Source organism: Allomuricauda sp. CAU 1633, assembly GCF_017313225.1.
Lineage (GTDB): Bacteria > Bacteroidota > Bacteroidia > Flavobacteriales > Flavobacteriaceae > Flagellimonas.
Genome location: NZ_JAFLNE010000001.1, coordinates 523,992 through 545,252, shown reverse-complemented (window position 1 = coordinate 545,252; position 21,261 = coordinate 523,992). Strand labels below are relative to the sequence as shown.

21 protein-coding genes are annotated in these 21,261 nt (G+C 41.7%); 10 read left to right on the top strand and 11 right to left on the bottom strand.

Annotation, left to right across the window (positions count from 1 at the left end):
- The first annotated feature begins 70 nt into the window (after nucleotides 1–70).
- The 3 genes from J0X14_RS02410 (at nucleotide 71) to J0X14_RS02400 (ending at nucleotide 3,758) form a co-directional block, all read left to right on the top strand.
- Nucleotides 71–1,264 carry a pyridoxal phosphate-dependent aminotransferase gene (locus J0X14_RS02410; protein WP_207096156.1) on the top strand — a complete coding sequence of 398 codons (1,194 nt, stop codon included), beginning with the start codon at nucleotides 71–73 and terminating at the stop codon, nucleotides 1,262–1,264.
- 3 nt (nucleotides 1,265–1,267) lie between these two features.
- Nucleotides 1,268–2,401: a permease gene (locus J0X14_RS02405; protein ID WP_207096155.1), complete on the top strand. Its 1,134-nt coding sequence runs from the start codon at nucleotides 1,268–1,270 to the stop codon at nucleotides 2,399–2,401.
- A 61-nt stretch (nucleotides 2,402–2,462) separates the two neighbouring features.
- Nucleotides 2,463–3,758: a Zn-dependent hydrolase gene (locus tag J0X14_RS02400; protein ID WP_207096154.1), complete on the top strand. Its 1,296-nt coding sequence runs from the start codon at nucleotides 2,463–2,465 to the stop codon at nucleotides 3,756–3,758.
- A gap of 1 nt (nucleotide 3,759) precedes the next feature.
- Here J0X14_RS02400 and J0X14_RS02395 read toward each other — a convergent pair whose 3' ends face one another.
- A complete protein-coding gene (locus J0X14_RS02395; protein ID WP_207096153.1) occupies nucleotides 3,760–4,449 on the bottom strand; it encodes a lysoplasmalogenase in 690 nt (229 codons plus the stop codon).
- Entirely contained in the window at nucleotides 4,443–4,916 is a 474-nt protein-coding gene (locus J0X14_RS02390; RefSeq protein WP_207096152.1) for a CYTH domain-containing protein, read from the bottom strand. Before J0X14_RS02390 ends, J0X14_RS02395 begins: the two co-directional genes overlap by 7 nt.
- Nucleotides 4,917–4,943: 27 nt before the next feature.
- On the opposite strand from J0X14_RS02390, the gene dinB reads away from it, so the two are divergent.
- Nucleotides 4,944–6,044 carry a DNA polymerase IV gene (gene dinB, locus J0X14_RS02385; RefSeq protein ID WP_207096151.1) on the top strand — a complete coding sequence of 367 codons (1,101 nt, stop codon included), beginning with the start codon at nucleotides 4,944–4,946 and terminating at the stop codon, nucleotides 6,042–6,044.
- A gap of 54 nt (nucleotides 6,045–6,098) precedes the next feature.
- Here the strand turns inward: dinB and J0X14_RS02380 are convergent, their stop codons facing one another.
- On the bottom strand, nucleotides 6,099–8,879 hold the full coding sequence (locus tag J0X14_RS02380) for a M16 family metallopeptidase (protein ID WP_207096150.1): 2,781 nt from the start codon (nucleotides 8,877–8,879) through the stop codon (nucleotides 6,099–6,101).
- Between the two features lie 244 nt (nucleotides 8,880–9,123).
- On the opposite strand from J0X14_RS02380, the gene J0X14_RS02375 reads away from it, so the two are divergent.
- Entirely contained in the window at nucleotides 9,124–9,702 is a 579-nt protein-coding gene (locus tag J0X14_RS02375; protein WP_207096149.1) for a TetR/AcrR family transcriptional regulator, read from the top strand.
- A gap of 51 nt (nucleotides 9,703–9,753) precedes the next feature.
- Here the strand turns inward: J0X14_RS02375 and J0X14_RS02370 are convergent, their stop codons facing one another.
- The 3 genes from J0X14_RS02370 to J0X14_RS02360 form a co-directional block, all read right to left on the bottom strand.
- Nucleotides 9,754–10,302, bottom strand: a complete 549-nt coding sequence (locus J0X14_RS02370; RefSeq protein WP_207096148.1) for a carboxymuconolactone decarboxylase family protein — start codon at nucleotides 10,300–10,302, stop codon at nucleotides 9,754–9,756.
- Between the two features lie 32 nt (nucleotides 10,303–10,334).
- Nucleotides 10,335–10,493, bottom strand: a complete 159-nt coding sequence (locus J0X14_RS02365; protein WP_207096147.1) for a hypothetical protein — start codon at nucleotides 10,491–10,493, stop codon at nucleotides 10,335–10,337.
- A gap of 92 nt (nucleotides 10,494–10,585) precedes the next feature.
- Nucleotides 10,586–11,434, bottom strand: coding sequence for a helix-turn-helix domain-containing protein (locus J0X14_RS02360; protein ID WP_207096146.1), 849 nt, complete (start codon nucleotides 11,432–11,434; stop codon nucleotides 10,586–10,588).
- A gap of 141 nt (nucleotides 11,435–11,575) precedes the next feature.
- Between J0X14_RS02360 and J0X14_RS02355 the strand changes: the two genes are divergently transcribed.
- The gene (locus tag J0X14_RS02355; RefSeq protein WP_207096145.1) at nucleotides 11,576–12,094 is read left to right on the top strand and encodes a PAS domain-containing protein; all 519 of its coding nucleotides are present in this window, start codon (nucleotides 11,576–11,578) and stop codon (nucleotides 12,092–12,094) included.
- Here J0X14_RS02355 and pyk read toward each other — a convergent pair.
- The 5 genes from pyk to J0X14_RS02330 form a co-directional block, all read right to left on the bottom strand.
- On the bottom strand, nucleotides 12,091–13,533 hold the full coding sequence (pyk, locus tag J0X14_RS02350; protein ID WP_207096144.1) for a pyruvate kinase: 1,443 nt from the start codon (nucleotides 13,531–13,533) through the stop codon (nucleotides 12,091–12,093). The genes J0X14_RS02355 and pyk overlap by 4 nt on opposite strands.
- A 2-nt stretch (nucleotides 13,534–13,535) precedes the next feature.
- A complete protein-coding gene (locus J0X14_RS02345; protein ID WP_207096143.1) occupies nucleotides 13,536–14,000 on the bottom strand; it encodes an IPExxxVDY family protein in 465 nt (154 codons plus the stop codon).
- 111 nt (nucleotides 14,001–14,111) lie between these two features.
- Nucleotides 14,112–14,849, bottom strand: coding sequence for a ribonuclease III (gene rnc, locus J0X14_RS02340; RefSeq protein ID WP_207096142.1), 738 nt, complete (start codon nucleotides 14,847–14,849; stop codon nucleotides 14,112–14,114).
- A gap of 10 nt (nucleotides 14,850–14,859) precedes the next feature.
- Nucleotides 14,860–16,110, bottom strand: coding sequence for a beta-ketoacyl-ACP synthase II (gene fabF / locus J0X14_RS02335; protein ID WP_207096141.1), 1,251 nt, complete (start codon nucleotides 16,108–16,110; stop codon nucleotides 14,860–14,862).
- A 101-nt stretch (nucleotides 16,111–16,211) separates the two neighbouring features.
- Complete coding sequence (locus J0X14_RS02330) at nucleotides 16,212–16,445, bottom strand: acyl carrier protein (protein WP_009778413.1); 234 nt, start codon at nucleotides 16,443–16,445, stop codon at nucleotides 16,212–16,214.
- A 161-nt stretch (nucleotides 16,446–16,606) separates the two neighbouring features.
- Between J0X14_RS02330 and purN the strand changes: the two genes are divergently transcribed.
- From purN to J0X14_RS02310, 4 genes are all read left to right on the top strand, one after another.
- On the top strand, nucleotides 16,607–17,170 hold the full coding sequence (purN, locus tag J0X14_RS02325; protein WP_207096140.1) for a phosphoribosylglycinamide formyltransferase: 564 nt from the start codon (nucleotides 16,607–16,609) through the stop codon (nucleotides 17,168–17,170).
- Nucleotides 17,170–17,805 (top strand): viroplasmin family protein, encoded by a 636-nt coding sequence (locus tag J0X14_RS02320; protein WP_207096139.1) that lies wholly within the window; start codon nucleotides 17,170–17,172, stop codon nucleotides 17,803–17,805. Before purN ends, J0X14_RS02320 begins: the two co-directional genes overlap by 1 nt.
- A gap of 154 nt (nucleotides 17,806–17,959) precedes the next feature.
- Nucleotides 17,960–18,886 carry a PfkB family carbohydrate kinase gene (locus tag J0X14_RS02315; RefSeq protein WP_207096138.1) on the top strand — a complete coding sequence of 309 codons (927 nt, stop codon included), beginning with the start codon at nucleotides 17,960–17,962 and terminating at the stop codon, nucleotides 18,884–18,886.
- A 44-nt stretch (nucleotides 18,887–18,930) separates the two neighbouring features.
- Nucleotides 18,931–20,829, top strand: coding sequence for an amidophosphoribosyltransferase (locus J0X14_RS02310; RefSeq protein WP_207096137.1), 1,899 nt, complete (start codon nucleotides 18,931–18,933; stop codon nucleotides 20,827–20,829).
- Nucleotides 20,830–21,261: the final 432 nt, after the last annotated feature.

Below are 21,261 nucleotides of genomic sequence, written 5' to 3'. Positions count from 1 at the left end.
ATGTTTTTAGCATTGTTTTTAGTGGTGTTATCCCTTAATTTTAAAACACTGCTAAAAAACATCAACTATCATGGGAACAACCAACATCAACAGAAGGGATTGGCTACGTAAAAGTATGCTCACAGCCGGTGGGGCCATGGCCTTGCCATATATCGGTCTTGCCGAAACACCAAGGGCTCCATTGCAATTGGATACAAATGGAAATGCGGTGTACAGCCCATTTTTTAAGGAGTTTTTGCCGAAGCCTGATTCCTTGTTTCCTGATTTGGCCGCCAAACTCAATGCCAACGAAAATCCATACGGGCCTTCCCCAATGGCTTTGGAAGCATTTAAGAATGCTGCTCCTGGAGGGAACAGATATGCTTGGAAGGAATTGTTCCAACTCATGGACAAAATAGCTGACTTTGAAGGTGTAGAGAGCAAGAACATTATGATGGGGCCTGGGTCTTCAGATTTATTGGAAAAAACAGCGATGGTACTTTTCATGAATGGAGGCAATGTAGTATCAGCCGACCCCGCTTACATGTCCTTGATTCGTGTTGCTGAATCCGTTGGTGCTACTTGGAAACCCGTTCCCCTAAAAGACGATTGGTCCCACGACCTTAAGGCCATGGAGGAAGCGGTGGATTCAGAGACTAAACTGGTTTATATCTGTAATCCCAATAACCCAACAGGAACCATGACAGACCATGAAGAGCTTGTTGATTTCTGTTCTAGGGTTTCAGAAAAAGTGCCTGTATTTGTGGACGAAGCCTATCTCTGGTTCTTGGATGAGGGTGCCAAAAAAAGTATGGTATCCTTAATCAATGAAGGAAAGGATGTCATCATTGCCCGCACTTTTTCCAAAATTCATGGTATGGCCGGTCTCCGGGTCGGGTATATCGTAGCACAGGAATCCACCTTGGCAAAGCTTCAAAATATAACCCGCGGCGGTATGGGAATTTCATACCCATCTGTCTATGCCGCAATGGCTGCAATGGATGATGCAGCGTTTATAGATCAATCCCGTAGTCTAAATGCCGAATGTAGGGAATATGTGTATCAAAGTCTAGATCAAATGGGCTTTAACTATGTGCCTTCCCATACCAGTTTTCTCATTTTCCCCATAGAAATGGATGGTAATGCATTTTTGGACAAAATGACCCAACTAAAAGTCGGGGTTCGTGCTTTTGAATTTATGGACAAGACTTGGTGCAGGGTAAGTATGGGAACCATGGACGAAATGAAACTGTTTACGGCTGCCATCAACAAGGTATTGGTATAGACAATGGATATTAGCCTACAAAAAACCATTGTTTTTCTATTTTTTATCTTCATTGGAGTTCTGCTTAAAGTAAAGTTTAAGTCCAAAGAAGAAATTTCCGGGATCAAGAAAATCATCCTTAACCTTGCCCTGCCGGCCACTATTTTTATTGCCCTGCTGGGCATAAAAGTGGAATTGCATTTACTTATCTTGCCCTTCCTCGCTCTTGGGCTCAACCTGCTACTGTTTTTGGCCATGCCCCTTGTTTTACCACTTATGGGTATCAGTAAAAAAACTCCGGAATATCGTACCGCAAAACTTTTGATTCCCTCTTTGGCGCCCGGATTGTCTTGTTTTCCCTTCGTACTTGAATTTTTAGGTGAAGATTATTTGGCCAAGGCGGCCATGGCTGATTTAGGAAACAAAGTCTTCGTGCTTTTCTTTCTTTATCTCGTTGCGATGAATTGGCATTATGCTCTACAATCCAATCGAAGGAATACAGGTAGTGCACAGCTAAAGCCTATGCTTAAAGCCATGATTTCCGAACCGGTCAACATTTTCATTGGTATGGCCTTACTCTTGCTGGTTTTTGGTTTTACCATGGATTCGCTCCCCTTCTTTTTGAGTGAAACCTTGGAAAAATTGAGCCTCATTATGACACCATTGGTTCTTTTGTTCATTGGATTGGCCGTTAAAATCAAAAGAAAACAGTTTTTCCAGATTTTCTCACTCTTGTGTGCACGGGCAGGTCTGGTTCTATTGATTTCAGGGTTTTTTATATTGATTTCCGGCATTCAAGCCCAAAATGAAATTCTATTGACCATGGCCTTCGGACTGAGTGCCTGCAGTTTTTGGCCTTATGCCCATATTGCTGCAGTAGATAGTTTGGAACTGGAAAACAAGCCCAAAAAGAAAACCTTCAACAATGATTTTGGCATTGCCATATTGGCACTTTCCTTTCCACTTTCCACCGTACTTATCTTGGGAGTACTCAATAGTGGAACTTTCTTCGCTTCAGGCTATACCGTCCTTTTGATGGCTGGTTTGCTTTTGGCCATAGGACTGTTGCTTCCTTTATTCAATGGGTTGACCGCCAAATGGGGCCATTTTAAGTTTGTAAGTCCCAAATTGGAAAGGCCTGCCACGGAGAATGCCTAGGATTTGAGGAATTTTGACCTCAAATGATTACCTTTCAAAAGGATACACTAAACTATAAATCATGCTTTATCGACTCGCTTCGTTGTTTGCTTTGTTGCTTACAACTTCCATCATTGCACAGAAAAATGAAATTAAAGTAGACCAAGACCGCTTGGAAAAACGGATTTTTGATCTAGCTGATTTCGGAATGCAGGAAAACGGCGAAACAGAACGCGTAGCTTTTAGTGATGCCGACATTGAAGCCAGAAATTGGGTGGTACAAAGCCTCAAAGACTTTGGAATGGAAGTCACCATAGATGTGGCCGGAAACATTATCGGAAAACGAAAAGGAACTGATGCCTCCAAAAAACCCATTTCCTTTGGTTCCCATATTGATCGTGTTCCCAATGGCGGAAATTATGATGGTTGTGTGGGTTCCATGGCGGCATTGGAAGTCATCGCAACTCTGAATGACCATAAAATCAAGACCAAACATCCATTGGAAGCCATTATTTTTCCCAACGAAGAAGGTGGTGTTATGGGCAGTAGGGCCATGTCTGGGAATCTCACCAAAGCCGCTTTTAACGTAGTTAATTCAACAGGATACTCCATGGGCGAAGGTATTATGCGTTTGGGAGGGGATACCACCCGAATTGCCGATGCCATCCGAAAAAAGGGAAGTATGGCTGCTTTTGTGGAACTCCATATTGAGCAAGGCGGTATTTTGGAAAAAGAAAACCTCAACATAGGGGTTGTGGAAGGGATAGTTGGATTAAAATGGTGGGATGTGGTCTTTACCGGTTTCGCCAACCATGCGGGCACTACGCCCATGAATGCGCGGCAAGATGCACTCTTGGCGGCAGCTAAATTCATCGTTGCAGTGAATGAAGTCACCAATAGTTTTGATGGTCCTCAAGTAGGCACCGTAGGTAGAATTAAGGCCGAACCGGGGGCACCCAATGTTATTCCAGGTAAGGTGGTTACCAGCTTGGAAATCCGTGATTTATCCTCAGAAGTCATTGAAAAGGTTTTCCAAGCGATAAAGGCCAAAGCCCAAGAAATTGCTGAAGCTTCCGATGTCAGTATCGAATTTCATCCCTTGGATACCACGGCAGACCCAGCATTAACAGACCCTCTGGTCTACAATGAAATTGAAAGTTCCGCCAAGGCCTTGGGGCTTACCTATAAATACATTCCCAGCGGAGCAGGACATGATGCTCAGGATATGGCACGCATTGCCCCAACGGGAATGATATTTGTTCCCAGCAAAAGCGGTATAAGTCATTCCCCAAAAGAATTTACATCCGCAGAAGATATGGCCAATGGAGCCAATGTCCTGCTGAGCACAATTTTAGCTTTGGATAAAAAATTAGATTGATTCAAGCTTGATTGCCAGAGTTAGCTTTACTATCCCAAACAATTTTGAAGGTAGCATTTGCAAGTAGGCCGATACTGAGCCAATACGTTCCCAAAATCAGCACACTGGAATAGGCGAAAGGTGCTTTAAACTTGTTTACGGCCAGCATCGTATCAGAAAGCATGAAGAGTATAACGGCCAACGCTATCCATGAATACGCTTTTCCCTTGTCTCTTAAAAACAAGCCTATTCCTTGCCAAGCCATACAAGTGATGACCAGAACATAAATAAGAACAGGAATCATAAAATCCCCTAAATCTGGTTTTAGCCAAAAGAAAATAAACCCTCCAATCGCAAAAAGCAGTACAAATGACCCCCAATGGAACTGGAAATTTTTGTGTTTTATAAATCCCACAATGAAGAGGATATGCGCCAGTAGAAACGCAATCAATCCAAAAACAAAATACGCTGGGTTGAGTAAAAGGATATCGCCCAAAAGACAAAATCCAAAGGCAACCATCATAATTAATTTGAACTTTGGATGTCCCTGTTTTGGAGCGAAAAACAATAGGGATACGATTAGAATGGTGGTCAACGGCTTAAAAAGCAGATAGAGATTATGTCCTGTGAAATCCAAGTAAATGGCGATACAGGCCGAAACCGCGCTGAGCAAATTGATGCTTCTTTGCCATTTTTTGGGCTCCCCTACCATTGCAAAAATGGGTTTTTACTCAGTTGGGAATTGTAATATTTAGGCTGTCCTGTTACCTCATCCCCCAGCCATTTGGGTTTTTCAAAAGCCTCATCTTCATGCTTGAGTTCCACTTCAGCAATGACCAAACCTTTATTTTCTCCCAAAAACTCATCCACCTCAAAAAAGTGGTTTCCCAAAGGAACTTCAAACCGCACTTTTTCCAAAATAACATCTTCACAAAGGTCAATTAGATTGGTAGCTTCGGTAACGCTGATTTCAGTTTCCCATTCAAACCGAGTGGTTCCAGATGAATTGCTGGGACCCTTCACGGTCAAAAATCCCTGGTTTCCCTTGATTCGAACCCGTACCGTCCGTTCAGGATCCGTGTTCAAAAAACCTTGTGCTATGCGTACCTGCGATGTGGCTTCCTTTTTATATGCGTCCGAGACCACCAAAAACTTTCGTTCTATTTCCAAGTGTTCCATCAAACTAAATATACCCTAAATTTGAGTATGGACTTGGATTTTCCCTTAAGAAAAATCATTCATGTAGACATGGACGCTTTTTATGCCTCCGTGGAACAGCACGATAACCCAGAGCTGAAGGGAAAGCCTATTGCAGTGGGCGGTGGCTCCAAACGCGGAGTGGTTTCCGCGGCCAGCTACGAAGCTCGAAAGTATGGGGTGAAAAGTGCCATGGCCGGTTATATTGCCCAACGTAATTGCCCTGATTTAATTTTTGTAAAACCCCGATTTGACCGTTACAAGGAGGTGTCCTATCAAATACGAAGTATCTTTTTTGAGTATACCGATTTGGTAGAGCCACTCTCGTTGGACGAGGCCTATTTGGATGTAACGGAAAACAAAAAAGGGAATCCATCAGCCACATTGATCGCTAAGGAAATCCGGCAAAAAATTTTGGAAAAAACAGGGTTGACCGCCTCTGCAGGAATATCCATCAATAAGTTTATCGCTAAGGTGGCCAGCGATTACAACAAGCCCAATGGTCAGAAAACGGTAAATCCGGAAGAGGTCATTCAATTTCTGGAAGATTTGGATATTCGGAAATTCTATGGTGTGGGTAAAGTAACCGCTGAAAAGATGTACCGCTTGGGCATTTTTACCGGGAAAGACCTGAAGCAAAAATCCATTGAGTTTTTGGATGAAAACTTCGGAAAAAGTGGCAAATACTATTACCATGTGGTCCGGGGTATCCACCATAGTGCGGTAAAACCCCATCGTATTCCAAAATCGGTTGGGGCGGAGCGCACTTTTTTTGAAAATTTGAGCAGTGAAATCTTTATGTTGGAAAAGCTGGAGAACATTGCCAACGAATTGGAACGAAGACTTCAAAAATCCAAGATTGCTGGGAAAACCATCACCCTGAAAATAAAGTACAGCGATTTCACGCTCCAGACCCGAAGCAAAACATTGCCCTACTATATCGCGAACAAAGCACTCATCTTGGAAACGGCAAAAGAATTGCTGTATCAATCAGAATTGCAGAACTCCGTTCGCTTGTTAGGAATCTCTTTGGCCAACCTCAATACCGAAAAAAAGAAGGAAGAACCTGAGAAAGAATCAGTATCCGTTCAACTAAAATTTGATTTTTAAGGAATCTGTGTCCACCTTAGAAACAAAAAACCTCCCGGTTGGGAGGTTCCTTTTCTAATTTCTCATGTCCGATTCAATTTGGTCCATCGCAGGTTTAATGGGATTACCATCGGCATCAATTTCTATAATATCATCAAAGCCGAGTTCATCCAATTTTGTAATGATCTCTGCTCGATCACCCACCATAAACCAGTTAACCTCTTCTGGTTTTACTACTTGGTTGCTCACAGTTTTAATGTCGTCCAACGAAAGTCCCCTTACATTTTGATCATACTTTTGGTAATAATCATCGGGCAAATCATATCTGACAAGGTTCCTGACCGAACCATTTACAGAACTATTGGTTTCCCACTGACCAGGCAGTCTCAATACCTGATTGGTCTTTACTTTTTCAAGTTCCTGGGCAGTTGCAGGTCTGGTGGAGGTAAACTCTGATATTTCTTTTCGTATTTCCGTTACAGATTCCGCCGTTTTATCAGTTTGTACCGGAGCATACACAATAAATGGGCGCTCCTCTTTGGAACCAATAACAAAACCTCCTGCGCCATAAGACCAGTGTTTATCTTCCCTTAAATTCATGTTGATTCGGGATGTGAAATCACCTCCAAGAATACTTACCATTTGCTCTAAGGCTATTTCGGAAACATCACCGTATTTTTCGGTCAAATGACCTGCTATGATAACCGATTGTTGCGATTCAGGCCTGTTCATTAGGTAAAGGGTGTTCTTGGAATTGGTGCTTGGCTTGTTGAAAGTAATTTGTGGTACATCTCCTCGCTTCCATTTGCCTAATGTCTTTTCCAGTTTAGCCTTTATTTCATCCATCTCAACATCGCCTGTAACAATAATCGTGGAATTGTTGGGCTTGAACCAGTTGTTATAAAACGCAAGCATATCATCCCTTGTCAAATTTGAAACGGAGTCTTCATACCCTGTTCCCGTATATGGGGAACTGTATGGGTGTCCTTCCCCATAAAGGTATTTGTTCATTACCCGTAAAGCCATAGTAATTGGCTGGGCCTTTTCTTGCTTAATATCATTGATCTGTTCATTCTGTAAGCGTTCAAATTCCTTTTCTGGAAATACTGGATTGAGCACTACATCCAAAAAGAGGTCCAAACTGGCATCCAAGCTTGGTTTTAGGGTGGACATATATACATTGGATTGGTCTTGGTTCGAAAAAGTACTCAACGATGCTCCCAATAACTGCAGTTGCTCGTTTATTTCCAGTGAAGTTTTGTCCTTGGTTCCCTCATCCATCAAGTTCATGGCCAACCGAGCAGTACCGGGACTGGATAAATAATCGGTTTTGTAACCCGCATCAGTAACCAAATTGATCACAATGGTAGGCACCCCTTTACGCTGGGCCAAAACCACATTGAGCCCATTGGACAATTGGGTCCGTTGCAATTCTGGAAATTTTGAGCTTTTTTGGGGTCCAAGTTCTGGCAGTTTACTTCTGTCCACAGTAGATTCCTCAACACTATATTCTGGAAATGGTTTACACACCAAAACGTGCTTGCCTTTTGAAAGCCATTTAGCAGCCGTTTTCTGTAAATCCGCTACCGTGGCTTCTTCAACATATTTTAATCTTGTTTTGTAGTACGAAGCATCCCCATGATACGTTTGATTAGACGCTAGGATATCTGAAACTCCCCCAAAGCCGCCTATCCGTTCAAGACCCATTATAAAATTGGCAAAATAGCTTGCTTTTACCCTTTTGAGTTCCTCTTCGGTAGGGCCTTCTTTGATGAACTTATCGATTTCTTCCCAAAGCTCCTTTTCCAGTTTTTCGGCATCGTTTCCTGGCTTTACATTTAACCAGGTTACAAACCGGCTAGCTATTTCGCTGGTGGCTTGGAAAGAAACAGCTGCACTTGCTGACTGGTCTTCATAGACGAATTTCTTAAACAACCTTGAATTTTTTCCACTGCTCAGAATGGCTGAAATCAAATCAAAATGAAGGTCTTCCCTAGAGCCACCTTGAGGGGTGTTCCATGCAAAAAGTACCCTTGTCTCTGGAACGCGGTCCTCGTATACCTGATAAGAATCATTAATCTTATTGGGAATGTTAACTTCCTGTCGTTCTACAGTTGGCCCTGAAGGAATGTCCCCAAAATACTTGATTACTTTTTGATGGACTTCTTCCGCATCAATATCACCAGCAATGGCAACAACTGCATTTGCCGCTCCGTAGTACGATTTAAACCACTCTTGAACGTCTTCCAAAGAAGCCGCGTTCAAATCTTCCATTTCCCCAATCACAGTCCATGAATATGGATGTCCCTTTGGATACATGGCCTTGGTTAAATAATCCCACTGCATTCCATAAGGCTGGTTTTCCCCTTGTCTTTTTTCATTTTGTACAACCCCTCTTTGCTCGTCCAATCGTTCTTGGTCAATAGCGCCGAGTAAATGCCCCATACGGTCGGATTCCAAAAACAAAACTTGATCCAAGGCTGAAACCGGAACATTTTGAAAGTAATTGGTCCTATCTGTGTTGGTTGTGCCATTAAGGTCTGTACCTCCAATACTTTCCAAAGCTTGAAAATAATCGGTATTATAGTTTTCACTTCCATTGAACATCAAATGCTCAAAAAGATGGGCAAACCCACTTTTCCCGGGTTTTTCATTCTTAGATCCCACATGGTACCAAACGTTCACCGCAACAATGGGTGCCTTATGGTCTTCATGTACCAAAAGTGTTAGTCCGTTCTTTAGTGTGAATTTTTTGTAAGGGATGTCAATATCATCCGCTTTAAACTGGAAACCCTGCCCATAGTTTATGGGTGCACAAAAAAGCCCTATTAATAAGGCTATTACTAATTTTTTCATTTTGACTGTTTTAATTAATTGATTGATAAATTGAAGTATACAATATAGGAAATTGTTTACAATCTGCACGCTTTTAAACAGTTATGGGTTATATGAAAGACACACACCGTTAGTAATTATATTAAATGGTTTCCTCATCGAATCGATGTTCATTCAACTAAAATTTGATTTTTGAATTGCCATAAACTATTTTCTTGCTTACTTTGTGTGTGCAGCCCCTATAATTTTATGCCATATTTATACTATGCAACGTCCTGAATTGCACCTACATATCATAACCACTGCCGGCAATCTTTTTTATATGCAGGGTTATAATTCCACGGGCATCAATGAGATTATCGAAAAGTGTGATATTGCCAAGGCCACGCTCTACAGCCATTTTAAATCCAAGGAAGATATTTGTGTTGCCTATCTGGAACAACGCCATGACGCTTTTATGGAGTCTCTAAAAGGCTATGTAAGCCGCCGAAAATCCGGTAAAAACCAACTATTGGCTTTGTTTGAGTTGTTACAGGATATGTATCGCGAAGAAAATTTTCAAGGCTGCTGGGCACAGAAAACCTTGGGTGAGATTTCCCCGAAACAGAAAAAGATACTTGGAGTCATCCAAAAACAGAAAAAAGACCTGCTTTTGTATTTGGGAGAAGTTGTAGGGGAAAACATTCCCAATATTTCCAGGGCGGAAACAGAGAAAATTTCCGGTGGACTTTACTTGTTATACGAAAGTGCCATTACAGAAAGTCATCTTTTTAAAAACGATTGGCCCATCTATACCGCCAAAAACATAGCTTCTTCTCTTTTTGTAGATGCTGAACTGGCATAAAAAAAGTCCTTCCAAAATTGAAAGGACTTTTTAGTTCTAATCCTATTTAAATTAAGCTTCCACCGCTTCCAAAGGCTGTGCCACAGGAAAATCGATGGGAATCTCTGTAGTATTATTGATATAGTTGGAAATGGTTTTATCTCCCACCAATACAATGGTATCAATTAAATTTTCCTTGGTCCATCCGGCTGCAAAGAAGTTGTTCAACACTTGGGCGTCTGTTGCGCCTCTGTTTTCGGTAATGTTTTTGGCCAAACGTGCCAAAGCATCCAACTTCTGGTCAAAGGAGGCTTTCCCAGCTCTCAATTCCAAAATCTGCTCGTCTGTAAAACCGTTCATTTTACCAATGGCGGTATGCGCAGACAAACAATACAAACAGTTGTTGGCTTGGCTCACTGCTAAGTTTACCACCTCTTTTTCTTTGGCCTTTAATGAGGTCTTGGCATTGGCAAAAGTTAAATAATTACCCAAAGCGTTTTCTGAGTGGGCATAGGTGGCATAAAGGTTGGGAACAAAGCCTACGGCTTTTTCCAAATTGTCAAAAATAGCCTGATTGGCTGGACTTACTTCTTCTCTTTTAAGAACATTAATTGTGCTCATGATTTTAAATTTTAAAATGAATTATATATGGATTAAAAAGTCTGTACAAAGGGTTTCTCTGCATCACAGTAGAAATCGTGATGGTATTTTTGTTCACAATGCTCTGACGCTTTTATAGGTTGCGCCTCAACTTTTTGTGGCGTTCTAAAAATCTCTATGAGATTGAAAATGGATTTTTCCGAAGGTTTCATCTTTTGTCTGTTTTTAAATTACAGGGCAAAGATGCTGTGGAAAAGAAGGCAGGTGTTAGGAGGGATTTCCCGTTGGCTTGACGAATTTTCCCTTAGGCCAAGACAAGTAGGTTTTCTCGGTACTCCGATGGGGTCATTTGGGTCATTTTTTTGAAGAATCGACTAAAATGTGCCGGGTCATTGAACCCCAAATCGTACGCTATTTCCTGATTTTGTTTGTCAGTGTAATTGATAAGTCGCTTCGCTTCCAGGGCTATGCGCTCCAGGATAATCTGCTGTGGCGATTTTTGGTTGTATATGGAAAAGAGGTTGGAAAGCGTCTTGGGTGATTTGTACAACATTTCGGCATAATCACTCACCCTTCGCTTGGTCTTGTAATGGAGGTCTACCAAAAAATTGAATCTGCGGATGGTGTCTATTTGATCATTTCCCAATGTTTTTACAATGAGCTGTTCCTTGGCCAAACGCGTGCTCATTATGATCATTCTTTTAAGGAGCATCTGCAGCATATCACCTTGAATGTTATCTGGGGTAGAAAACTCCTCAATGAACATATCGTGCAATAGATTGAACTTGTTCAGCTGGTCTTCTGGAATACTGATAATGGGAATATCCTGGGTGCCAAAAAACAAAATACCATTACAAGAAACCTCACTATCATGATCGAATACACAGTAAAATTCTCTATTAAAAAGAATAGCGGAAAGAGGTAGGTGTGTTTCTGAATAGGAAACGTGTTGTAAAAATGTAACGGTTACCATCTGATTGGGAGCCAACTCCAGTTCCATCCCATCAATCTGAATGGTAAGGGGGCAATCATTCCGGTTCCACAAAAATTTAATGGTTTTTGCTGTAATGGAAAATCGTTCTTGGTCTTTTTTGATGTCTTCGGTAAAGCCCAAAATGGCCCCTAATCTGGAATCTTTGTATTCGTATTTCATGGGTCGATTGTTCCGTTACTGGTGCTTTAGTCCTCCCTTTTTGTTCATACTTACAGGGTGTAAGCTGTTCGTTATCAAATAAAATATTAAACAAGAGTGTTAATCTCTTGTACACATTTTACCAATTTTATAGTATTGGGTATGAAAGCACCTTTTTATGAAGAAGCCATAACTCAATTTTATGGCGAAATGAAATTGGGAGGTTCACCTATTGCTTCCTTGGATTTTTACGCTTCTTTTTTTGACAGCATCTCTCGAAACATGCAGGACATTACAAATTTAAGTTCTCTTTCCAAGCAAGGAAAATGGAAAGTGATTTTCCCGTTCCATCAAGAAATCATGGATAAAAATCATACGGTGGTAGTAACCGATGCAGATATAAATATTGTGTACGCCACTCAGAACATGTACTTCATGAATGGGTATAAACCAGAGGAAATCATTGGTGAAAAGCCCAAAATTTTCCAAGGAAAGGACACCTGTCCAAAAACCACCCAAGTTATTTCAAAAGCCATCAAAAGTAGAACACCTTTTGAAGTTGTGTTGGTGAACTACAAAAAAAATGGAGCCCCATATCAATGTAAAATCAAAGGGGCCCCTATTTGGGATAAAGACGGAAAGTTGGTCAACTTTATCGCCTTTGAAAAAGAAGTTGCTTAAAAATTACAGGATTCTATCTCGGTCACCCGTAGGGTGTTTACCATTCCTTTATCCTTTATGGGCATTGCCGCAAGGCTGATGAGCATATCGCCAACCCCCAAGTAACCTTTCTTGCAGGCAATCTGGTTCACATCTTCTATGGTCTGGTCTGTGGACACAAATTTGTCATAGTAAAAGGCCTTGACTCCCCAAAGTAAATTCAATTGCGTCAAGATTCTTTTGTTGGAGGTAAACACCAAAATGTGGGCGCTGGGCCTCCATGCAGATATCTGAAAGGCCGTATAACCACTGTTCGTCAATGTAGAAATGGCCTTTGCTTGAATATCATTCGCCATGGACGCGGCATGGTAACAAATAGATTTGGTAATGTATCTTTTAGTCCTTATATGCGGAGGATTTTGTGGAACCTTAATCAAACTGGAACCCTCCACACTGGATAGAATGCTTGTCATTTTTTCGATAACCTGAACGGGGTAATTACCAACGGAGGTTTCCCCGGAAAGCATCACCGCATCGGCACCGTCCATCACGGAGTTGGCGACGTCGTTCACCTCGGCACGGGTTGGTGTAAGGCTGGTAATCATGGTTTCCATCATCTGCGTGGCGATGATTACGGGAATCCTGGCTTTTTTGGCGCGGAGCACCAATTTTTTCTGAATCAAGGGCACTTCGTGTGCGGGCACTTCAACCCCCAAATCCCCGCGGGCTACCATTAATCCATCACAATAGGCCACAATTTTATCAATATTATCTACGGCTTCAGGCTTTTCTATCTTGGCCACGATAGGAATCTTGTGGTCGGTATGCTTGTTGATCAATTCCTGAAGATCGATCAAATCCTGGCTATGACGTACAAAGGAAAGTGCAATCCAGTCTACCTTATGCTCAATGGCATAAATAGCATCCTTTATGTCCTTCTTGGTCAATGCAGGCAAAGAAATATCTGTATTGGGTAGATTCACCCCTTTTTTGGATTTCAAGGGCCCCCCTTGGATTACGGTTGCCGTTACTTCATCTTTTCCATTTGTGGATTTTACCTCAAAAATGAGCTTTCCATCATCCAACAAAATACGCTCTCCCGGTTTAACATCAATGGGGAAATTCTTGTAGTTCATGTACACCCTTTGCGCAGTACCCTCAAAAGGTTCCCCGGTGGCAAAGGTGATTTCATCCCCAGGGGCCACAACGGCCTCGCCACCCATAACACCCACTCTAAGCTTGGGGCCCTGCAAATCTGCAAGTATTGATGTATTTACCTCCAATTCCTCATTTAACTCCCGTATCATGTTGATACGCTCTGTAACATCATCATAAGAGGCATGCGAAAAGTTTATTCGAAAAACATCCACTCCCGCCTCAATCATATCTCTGAGCACTTCCTTTTTACTGGTGGCAGGGCCCAACGTTGCTACAATTTTAGTCTTCTTTCTAGTTGGCATTGTTAAAAGATTAAATTTCTTTTTGATTTTAAGGTTTCTGTGTCAATGGGATATGCGGTTATGACCTTGGATATTTTATTGATCGACTTTACTTTTTGTGCGAATGCTGATTCATCCGCAGCATCAACTTTTAAAAAATAGTCGACCTCTTTCCGCTCTTTTACCAAATGGTTGGTACGTACGGAAACATTGCTCTCAAATAATCCCCCCGAAGGTATAACTTCTTCAACAACACATTTGTTGGATATCAGTGTCCAGTAGATGTCATTCATTTCATCGTCCCAATCAAACACAGAAAATAATAGATTTTCATCAAGGTGAAGGTCTTTTGCCATCCTCTTCAAATGCAATCCGCAGTTGGCATTTATGGCATAGGTCATGGCATAATCCTCCAAATTACTGTGTATGGCGATGAGCTTAAAACTGTCATCATAAAAATCTGCTGATATCTTATGTGTTGTCAACATGCCCTTAACACGAACTGTAAATATACTCTTAATCCTATTGACTGCCTAGTTGAAACAAGACAATACATTCATAAACGCAACGAAAACGTTTGAATTTACCTTTATTTAAAGTTACTGGTTTTCAATTTTGTTCTGAAGTGCAAAATACGCTCTCTTGGAAGCTTTTTCCTCTGCCTTCTTTTTGGAGGTGGCCCTCGCTTTTGCCATAACCCGATCGCCAATGGTAAGCTTAACGGCAAAATGTTTTAGCTCGTCATTTCCGGTGTCCTCATACACATGGTAGTTGAAGGATTTCTTTTGTTTTTGACACCATTCTATGACCAAGCTCTTGTAGCTGATGACCTTACCTTCCAACTGTTCAATGTCCACGTAGGGCTCTATGACCCGCTCATTGATAAACTTTTCACAATACGCGTACCCGCGATCTAGATAAATGGCACCTACCAAAGCTTCAAAGACATTCCCGTGGATGTTTTCCCCAAAATGGGTTTTGGGAATCCTACTTTCCACAAAACGCAAAAGATTGAGGTCCTTGCCCAATTCATTCAAGTGCTTTCGGCTCACTACTTTTGATCGCATTTTGGTGAGATAGCCTTCATCCCCTTCAGGAACTTCGTTGTACAAATGCTTTGAAATTATAGTTCCCAACATGGAGTCGCCCAAAAATTCCAAACGCTCATAATTCATGGGGTTCCCCTCTGCATCTTTTTTATTTACGGAACGATGCAGAAAAGCTTTCTTGTAGATTTCAATATCCTTGGGCTTGAAACCAAGGATTTTTTTGATCCCTAAAAAAAAATCCCCATCCGTTTTCGGATGGGAATTGAATATTTTAGAGGTGAGCTTCATGTGTACAAAACTACTCTATTTTTTTGAACAAAACACAGGCATTGTGCCCTCCGAACCCAAAGGTATTGCTCATGGCCACGTTGACTTCCCGTTTCTGAGCCTTGTTCAAGGTCAGGTTGAGGGAAGGGTCAATTTCCTCATCCACTACAGTGTGGTTTATGGTAGGAGGCACCATGTTGTGCTCCATGGCCAATATGGAAGCTATGGCCTCAATGGCTCCGGCAGCTCCCAGCAAATGCCCAGTCATGGATTTTGTGGAATTGATGTTGATGTTGGGTGCATGGTCGCCAAAAACTTTGGAAATAGCTTTCAATTCGGCCACATCTCCCAGCGGAGTTGAAGTACCGTGGGTATTGATAGCGTCCACATCCTCTGGTTTCAATCCAGCGTTTTGCAAGCAATTTTCCATTACCTTGACCACACCAATCCCTTCGGGATGTGGAGCTGTCATGTGGTAGGCATCACTGGACAATCCGCCACCTAAAACCTCCGCATAAATTTTTGCGCCTCTTGCCTTGGCGTGCTCATATTCTTCCAAAATGAGCGCTCCACCACCTTCTCCAAGTACAAAACCATCTCTGGTTGCGTCGAAGGGTCTTGAAGCCGTTTCTGGACTATCGTTTCGTGTGGAAAGTGCATGCATGGCGTTGAATCCGCCCATACCGGCTATGGTCACTGCGGCTTCACTTCCTCCGGTAACAATTACATCGCAATGGCCCAAACGAATATAGTTGAGCGCATCGATCATGGCGTTGGCCGAGGAGGCACAAGCAGAAACCGTTGTATAGTTTGGACCCATAAATCCATGTTTGATGGAAATGTTCCCTGGAGCGATATCCGCAATCATTTTTGGGATGAAGAAAGGATTGAAACGTGGTGTTCCATCACCCTCGGCATATCCGATCACTTCATTCTGAAAAGTTTCCAGACCACCGATACCGGCACCCCATACAACACCTACCCGAAATTTGTCCACAACGTTCAGGTCTATTCCTGAATCAGCAATGGCTTCATCCGAAGATACAAGTGCATATTGAGCGAACCTATCAAGCTTTCTGGCCTCTTTCCTGTCGAAGAAATCCTCTGGATTGTAACCTTTAAGTTCACAGGCAAATTTTGTCTTGAACTTCTCCGTATCAAAATATGTGATGGGCGCAGAACCGCTCTTTCCGGTCCGTAGTCCTTCCCAATAAGCTTCCAAATTGTTACCTATGGGGGTCAATGCTCCCATTCCGGTAACTACTACGCGCTTTAACTGCATTGAACTATTTTTTACCCTTTTGAACCTAAATTATAAAAAAAATTATCCATGTGCCGATCATCACATGGATAATTTATAATCTTTAGTAATATATCATATAATTACTTCGCTTCTTCGATGTAGCTAATGGCCTGGCCAACAGTTGCAATGTTTTCTGCCTGATCATCAGGGATTTGGATGTCAAATTCTTTCTCAAACTCCATGATAAGCTCAACAGTGTCCAAGGAATCCGCCCCTAAGTCGTTGGTAAAGCTAGCTTCTGCTACAACTTCATTCTCATCTACACCTAGTTTATCAACGATGATAGCCTTTACTCTTGATGCAATGTCTGACATAATTATAGTGGTTTTAAAAATTTAATTGTTGGCAAAAATATAAAACTTTGGATTAAATACACTATTTGTCGATAAAATGTACCCCAAATTAAACATCTTAAGATTCAGTATCTTACTTTAGCCGCCTGAAGTTAGTCCAAAATCATATCAATTCCTAACAGATGAAACAAATTGTCATCTTGGCATCGGGAAGCGGGTCAAATGCCGAAAACATCATCACCTATTTTAAAGAAAATCCGCAGGTAAAGGTCTCTGCTGTACTTACCAACAAGAAAACAGCAAAGGTTTTGGAACGGTGTGACCGGTTGGAAGTCCCCTCGTTTTACTTTAGTAAAATTGCTTTCATTAAATCTGATACTATTGTTGGAGTCCTAAAAAGTCTTCAGCCTGATTTAATCGTACTGGCCGGCTTTCTTTGGAAAATTCCTTCCAATATTATAGAGGCATTCCCCAACCAAATCATCAATATCCACCCTGCCTTGCTTCCCAAATATGGAGGAAAGGGCATGTACGGGGCCAAAGTACATCAGGCTGTAAAGGAAAATGCAGAGACCGAAACCGGTATCACCATACATTATGTGAATGAGCATTATGATGAGGGCGCCATCATTTTTCAAGCTAAAACTGCAGTGGAACCTTCGGATGATGCCGATACCATTGCCGAAAAAGTGCACCAGTTGGAATATGAGCATTTCCCTAAAGTGATTGAGAAACTCCTTTTATAATGGCGAAAAAGCAGAAGTTTTATGTGGTCTGGAAAGGTAAGCATCCTGGTATTTTTGAGTCGTGGGATGACTGCAAAGCACAGATTGAAGGGTTCAAGGGCGCTCAATACAAATCATTTGGCACTTTTGATGAAGCCAAAAAAGCCTTCAACAGTAACTATTTGGAATACAAGGGTAAACCCAAGGGAAAGTCAGAGCTGACCCAAGAAGAACTCCTTAAAATTGGAAACCCCAATTACAATTCCATAGCAGTGGATGCGGCTTCAAGTGGAAATCCAGGGAAAATGGAATATCGTGGGGTGGATACCAAAACCAAAAAAGTTTTGTTCCATCAAGGACCTTTTCAACAAGGCACCAGCAATGTTGGCGAGTTTTTGGCCCTGGTACATGGTTTGGCTTTTCTGAAAAAAAACAAAAGTGATCGCATTCTGTATTCGGACTCCCGAATTGCCATTGGTTGGGTGCGTAAAGGAAAGTGTGGCACCAAATTGCAGAAGAGTCCCAAAAACGTAGTCCTTTTTGAACTGATTGAACGTGCAGAAGACTGGTTGAAAAAAAATCGCTACACCACCCCCATTGTAAAATGGGAAACCAAAGCATGGGGTGAAATCCCAGCAGATTTTGGAAGGAAATAAGGATTTATAGAGTAGAGATAAAAGAAGTTAGACAAAAGACCAATGCACTTAGACTTGATTTTGAGCTTGAACTTATCACTTCTTTTTTCCAAATCCTTTGCCAATGATTCCAATATGGAATATCAAAGCGTATATTTGCACCAAAATTCATTGAATGGGCAAATTGCTGATTGTCGGTAGCGTGGCTTTTGATGCCATAGAAACTCCGTTTGGCAAGACTGGTAAAATTTTGGGAGGTGCCGCACCTTTCATAGGATTGGCTGCTTCGCAGTTCAAGACAAAATCCGCCATAGTTTCTGTTGTAGGGGATGATTTTCCACAAGCATATCTGGATTTGTTGACAGACAGAAACATAGATATTTCTGGAATTGAAGTGGTAGAAGGTGGAAAAACCTTCTTTTGGCAAGGCAAATATCACAATGATCTCAACTCAAGGGATACTTTGGTCACCGAACTCAATACTCTTGGAGATTTTACCCCAGTAGTTCCTGATGATTTTAAAAATGCCGATGTGGTGATGTTGGGTAATCTGCATCCCAGTACCCAAATTAGTGTAATTAATCAGATGGAAGAACGACCAAAGCTTATCGTTTTGGACACCATGAATTTTTGGATGGACAATACTTGGGATGAGCTGATGGAGGTCATCAAAAAAATAGATGTAATCACCATTAATGATGAGGAGGCACGCCAAATGACCCAAGAATATTCGTTGGTGAAAGCGGCCGCTAAAATTCAGGAAATGGGACCTAAATATGTGGTCATTAAAAAAGGAGAGCACGGTGCCTTGTTGTTCCATAAAGAGAACATTTTCTTTGCTCCTGCCCTTCCGTTGGAAGAAGTTTTTGATCCCACAGGTGCAGGTGACACCTTTGCTGGTGGTTTTTCCGGATATTTGGCTGAAACGGGAAACATATCCTTTGAGAATATGAAAAATGCCATTATACATGGGTCCAATCTAGCCTCGTTCTGTGTGGAACGATTTGGTACGGAACGAATGCTGGAATTGCAAAAACATGAGGTAGAAGCCCGCCTGATGCAGTTTAGGGATTTGACCCAGTTTAATATTGAATTAACATAAATTTGTGCCCTGAATTTTCGGGGCATTTTTAGTATTGGTTTGTTATGAGTGATGCGATTAAGCACGAATGCGGAATATCACTGATCCGTTTGCTTAAACCTCTGGAGTATTACAAAGAAAAGTACGGTACAGCCTTTTACGGCGTAAACAAAATGTACCTAATGATGGAGAAACAGCACAACCGGGGACAGGATGGAGCTGGTTTTGCCAGTATTAAACTGGACATGCAGCCTGGTGAGCGCTACATGAGTCGGGTAAGGTCTGCACAACAGCAGCCCATCCAAGATATTTTTGATCAGATCAATGCCCGAATCAATTCGGTAATGGCAGAGCATCCCGAATATGAAGATGATGTAGAAATGCAAAAACGCCATATTCCCTACATCGGCGAACTGTTGATGGGGCACGTGCGCTATGGAACTTTTGGAAAAAACAGTATTGAAAGTGTTCACCCGTTCCTAAGACAGAACAACTGGATGCACCGTAACCTTATCGTTGCCGGAAACTTCAACATGACCAATGTTGATGAACTCTTTGGCAATTTGGTCGAATTGGGACAGCATCCCAAAGAATTGGCGGACACCGTTACCGTAATGGAAAAAATTGGGCACTTTTTGGATGATGCCGTAGCCAAACTCTACAAACAAATTAAGAAGGAAGGGTATAATAAAAGGGCTGCCTCACCTTTGATCGCGGAACGATTGAATGTGGCAAAAATCCTTAGAAAAGCTTCAAAAAACTGGGACGGGGGCTATACCATTGGCGGTCTGTTGGGCCATGGTGATGCTTTTGTCATTCGGGATCCAGCAGGAATACGACCTGCCTACTATTATCAAGATGATGAAATTGCGGTTGTTGCTTCAGAAAGGCCTGCAATCCAGACTGTGTTCAATGTAAAATATGACGATGTCAAGGAATTGGATCCTGGGCATGCGGTCATCATTAAAAAGGACGGCGGTTTTTCGGCAAAGGAAATCCAGGAACCCACAGAACGTAAAGCCTGTTCTTTTGAGCGTATCTATTTCTCAAGAGGGAGTGATAAAGAAATTTATCAGGAGCGAAAGATGTTGGGGAAGTTGGTGTTCCCACAAATCTTGAAGTCCATTGACGACGATTTGGAAAATACCGTCTTTTCCTATATTCCCAATACGGCTGAAACCTCGTTCTTTGGGATGGTAAAAGAGGCCCAAAATTACCTCAACAACAAAAAAGAAGAACAAATCATAGAATTGGGGCCCAATATTACCCGAGAAGAACTCCATAAAATATTGGACGTTCGCCCCCGTATTGAAAAAGTGGCCATCAAGGATGCCAAGCTGCGAACCTTTATTACCCAAGATAGCAGTCGGGATGATTTGGTGACCCACGTTTATGACATCTCGTATGGTTCCGTAAAGCAAAACGATAATTTGGTTATAATAGATGATAGTATTGTACGAGGTACTACACTTAAAAGGAGTATCCTTAAAATTTTGGACCGATTATCACCAAAGAAAATCATTGTGGTTTCTTCAGCCCCGCAAATCCGCTATCCAGATTGTTATGGGATTGACATGGCCAAGCTAGAGGATTTTGTGGCCTTTAAAGCAGCAAAAGCATTGCACGAAGAAGCAGGTACAACGGATAAGATAAAAGAAATCTACGAAAAATGTCTTACCCAAACAGAAACCAAGGATAAGGATGTGGTAAACTACGTTAAGGAATTTTATGCTCCTTTTACCGCACAGCAGATTTCCAAAAAAATAGCTGAAATTCTAAGTCCAGAAGGCATAAAGGCCGAAGTGGACATCATTTACCAAAGTATTGAGAGCTTACATGAAGCCTGCCCCAAAAACTTGGGCGATTGGTATTTCACGGGAAATTATCCCACCCCAGGCGGCAATAGGGTTGTGAACAGGGCATTCATCAACTTTTATGAGGGCAAAAACCAACGGGCCTACTAATCTTGTATTTGCATACAACCTATTTACATGCACTTTATCGATGAAACGAGTAGATGAACGGGTTTTTGTAAGATGGGCAAGTAGCAAACCTACTTTAGCATTGCCATAGCATAAGTAGGTTAAGTTCATGGTAAGATTTGGGGCAAAAAAGGTGGAAGCTATTCCACCTTTTTTATTTTCTACACATCCATAACATCATCTCCTTTTATCTCTCTTTTATCACTTCCCGTAATCCTTTTCTTCATTTATAGTACATGTAAGCGGTAGGTTTGGTAGTTCAACCAAATAAAGGGAGTTTCATCTAAAAGCTTGTTGGGAAAAAGGTCCCTTGGCGTACATTTGGAGAACCATAGCATAAGTAGGTTAAGTTCATGGTAAGATTTGGGGAAAGAAGGCGGAGAATACTCCGCCTTCTTTATATTTGACTACCAA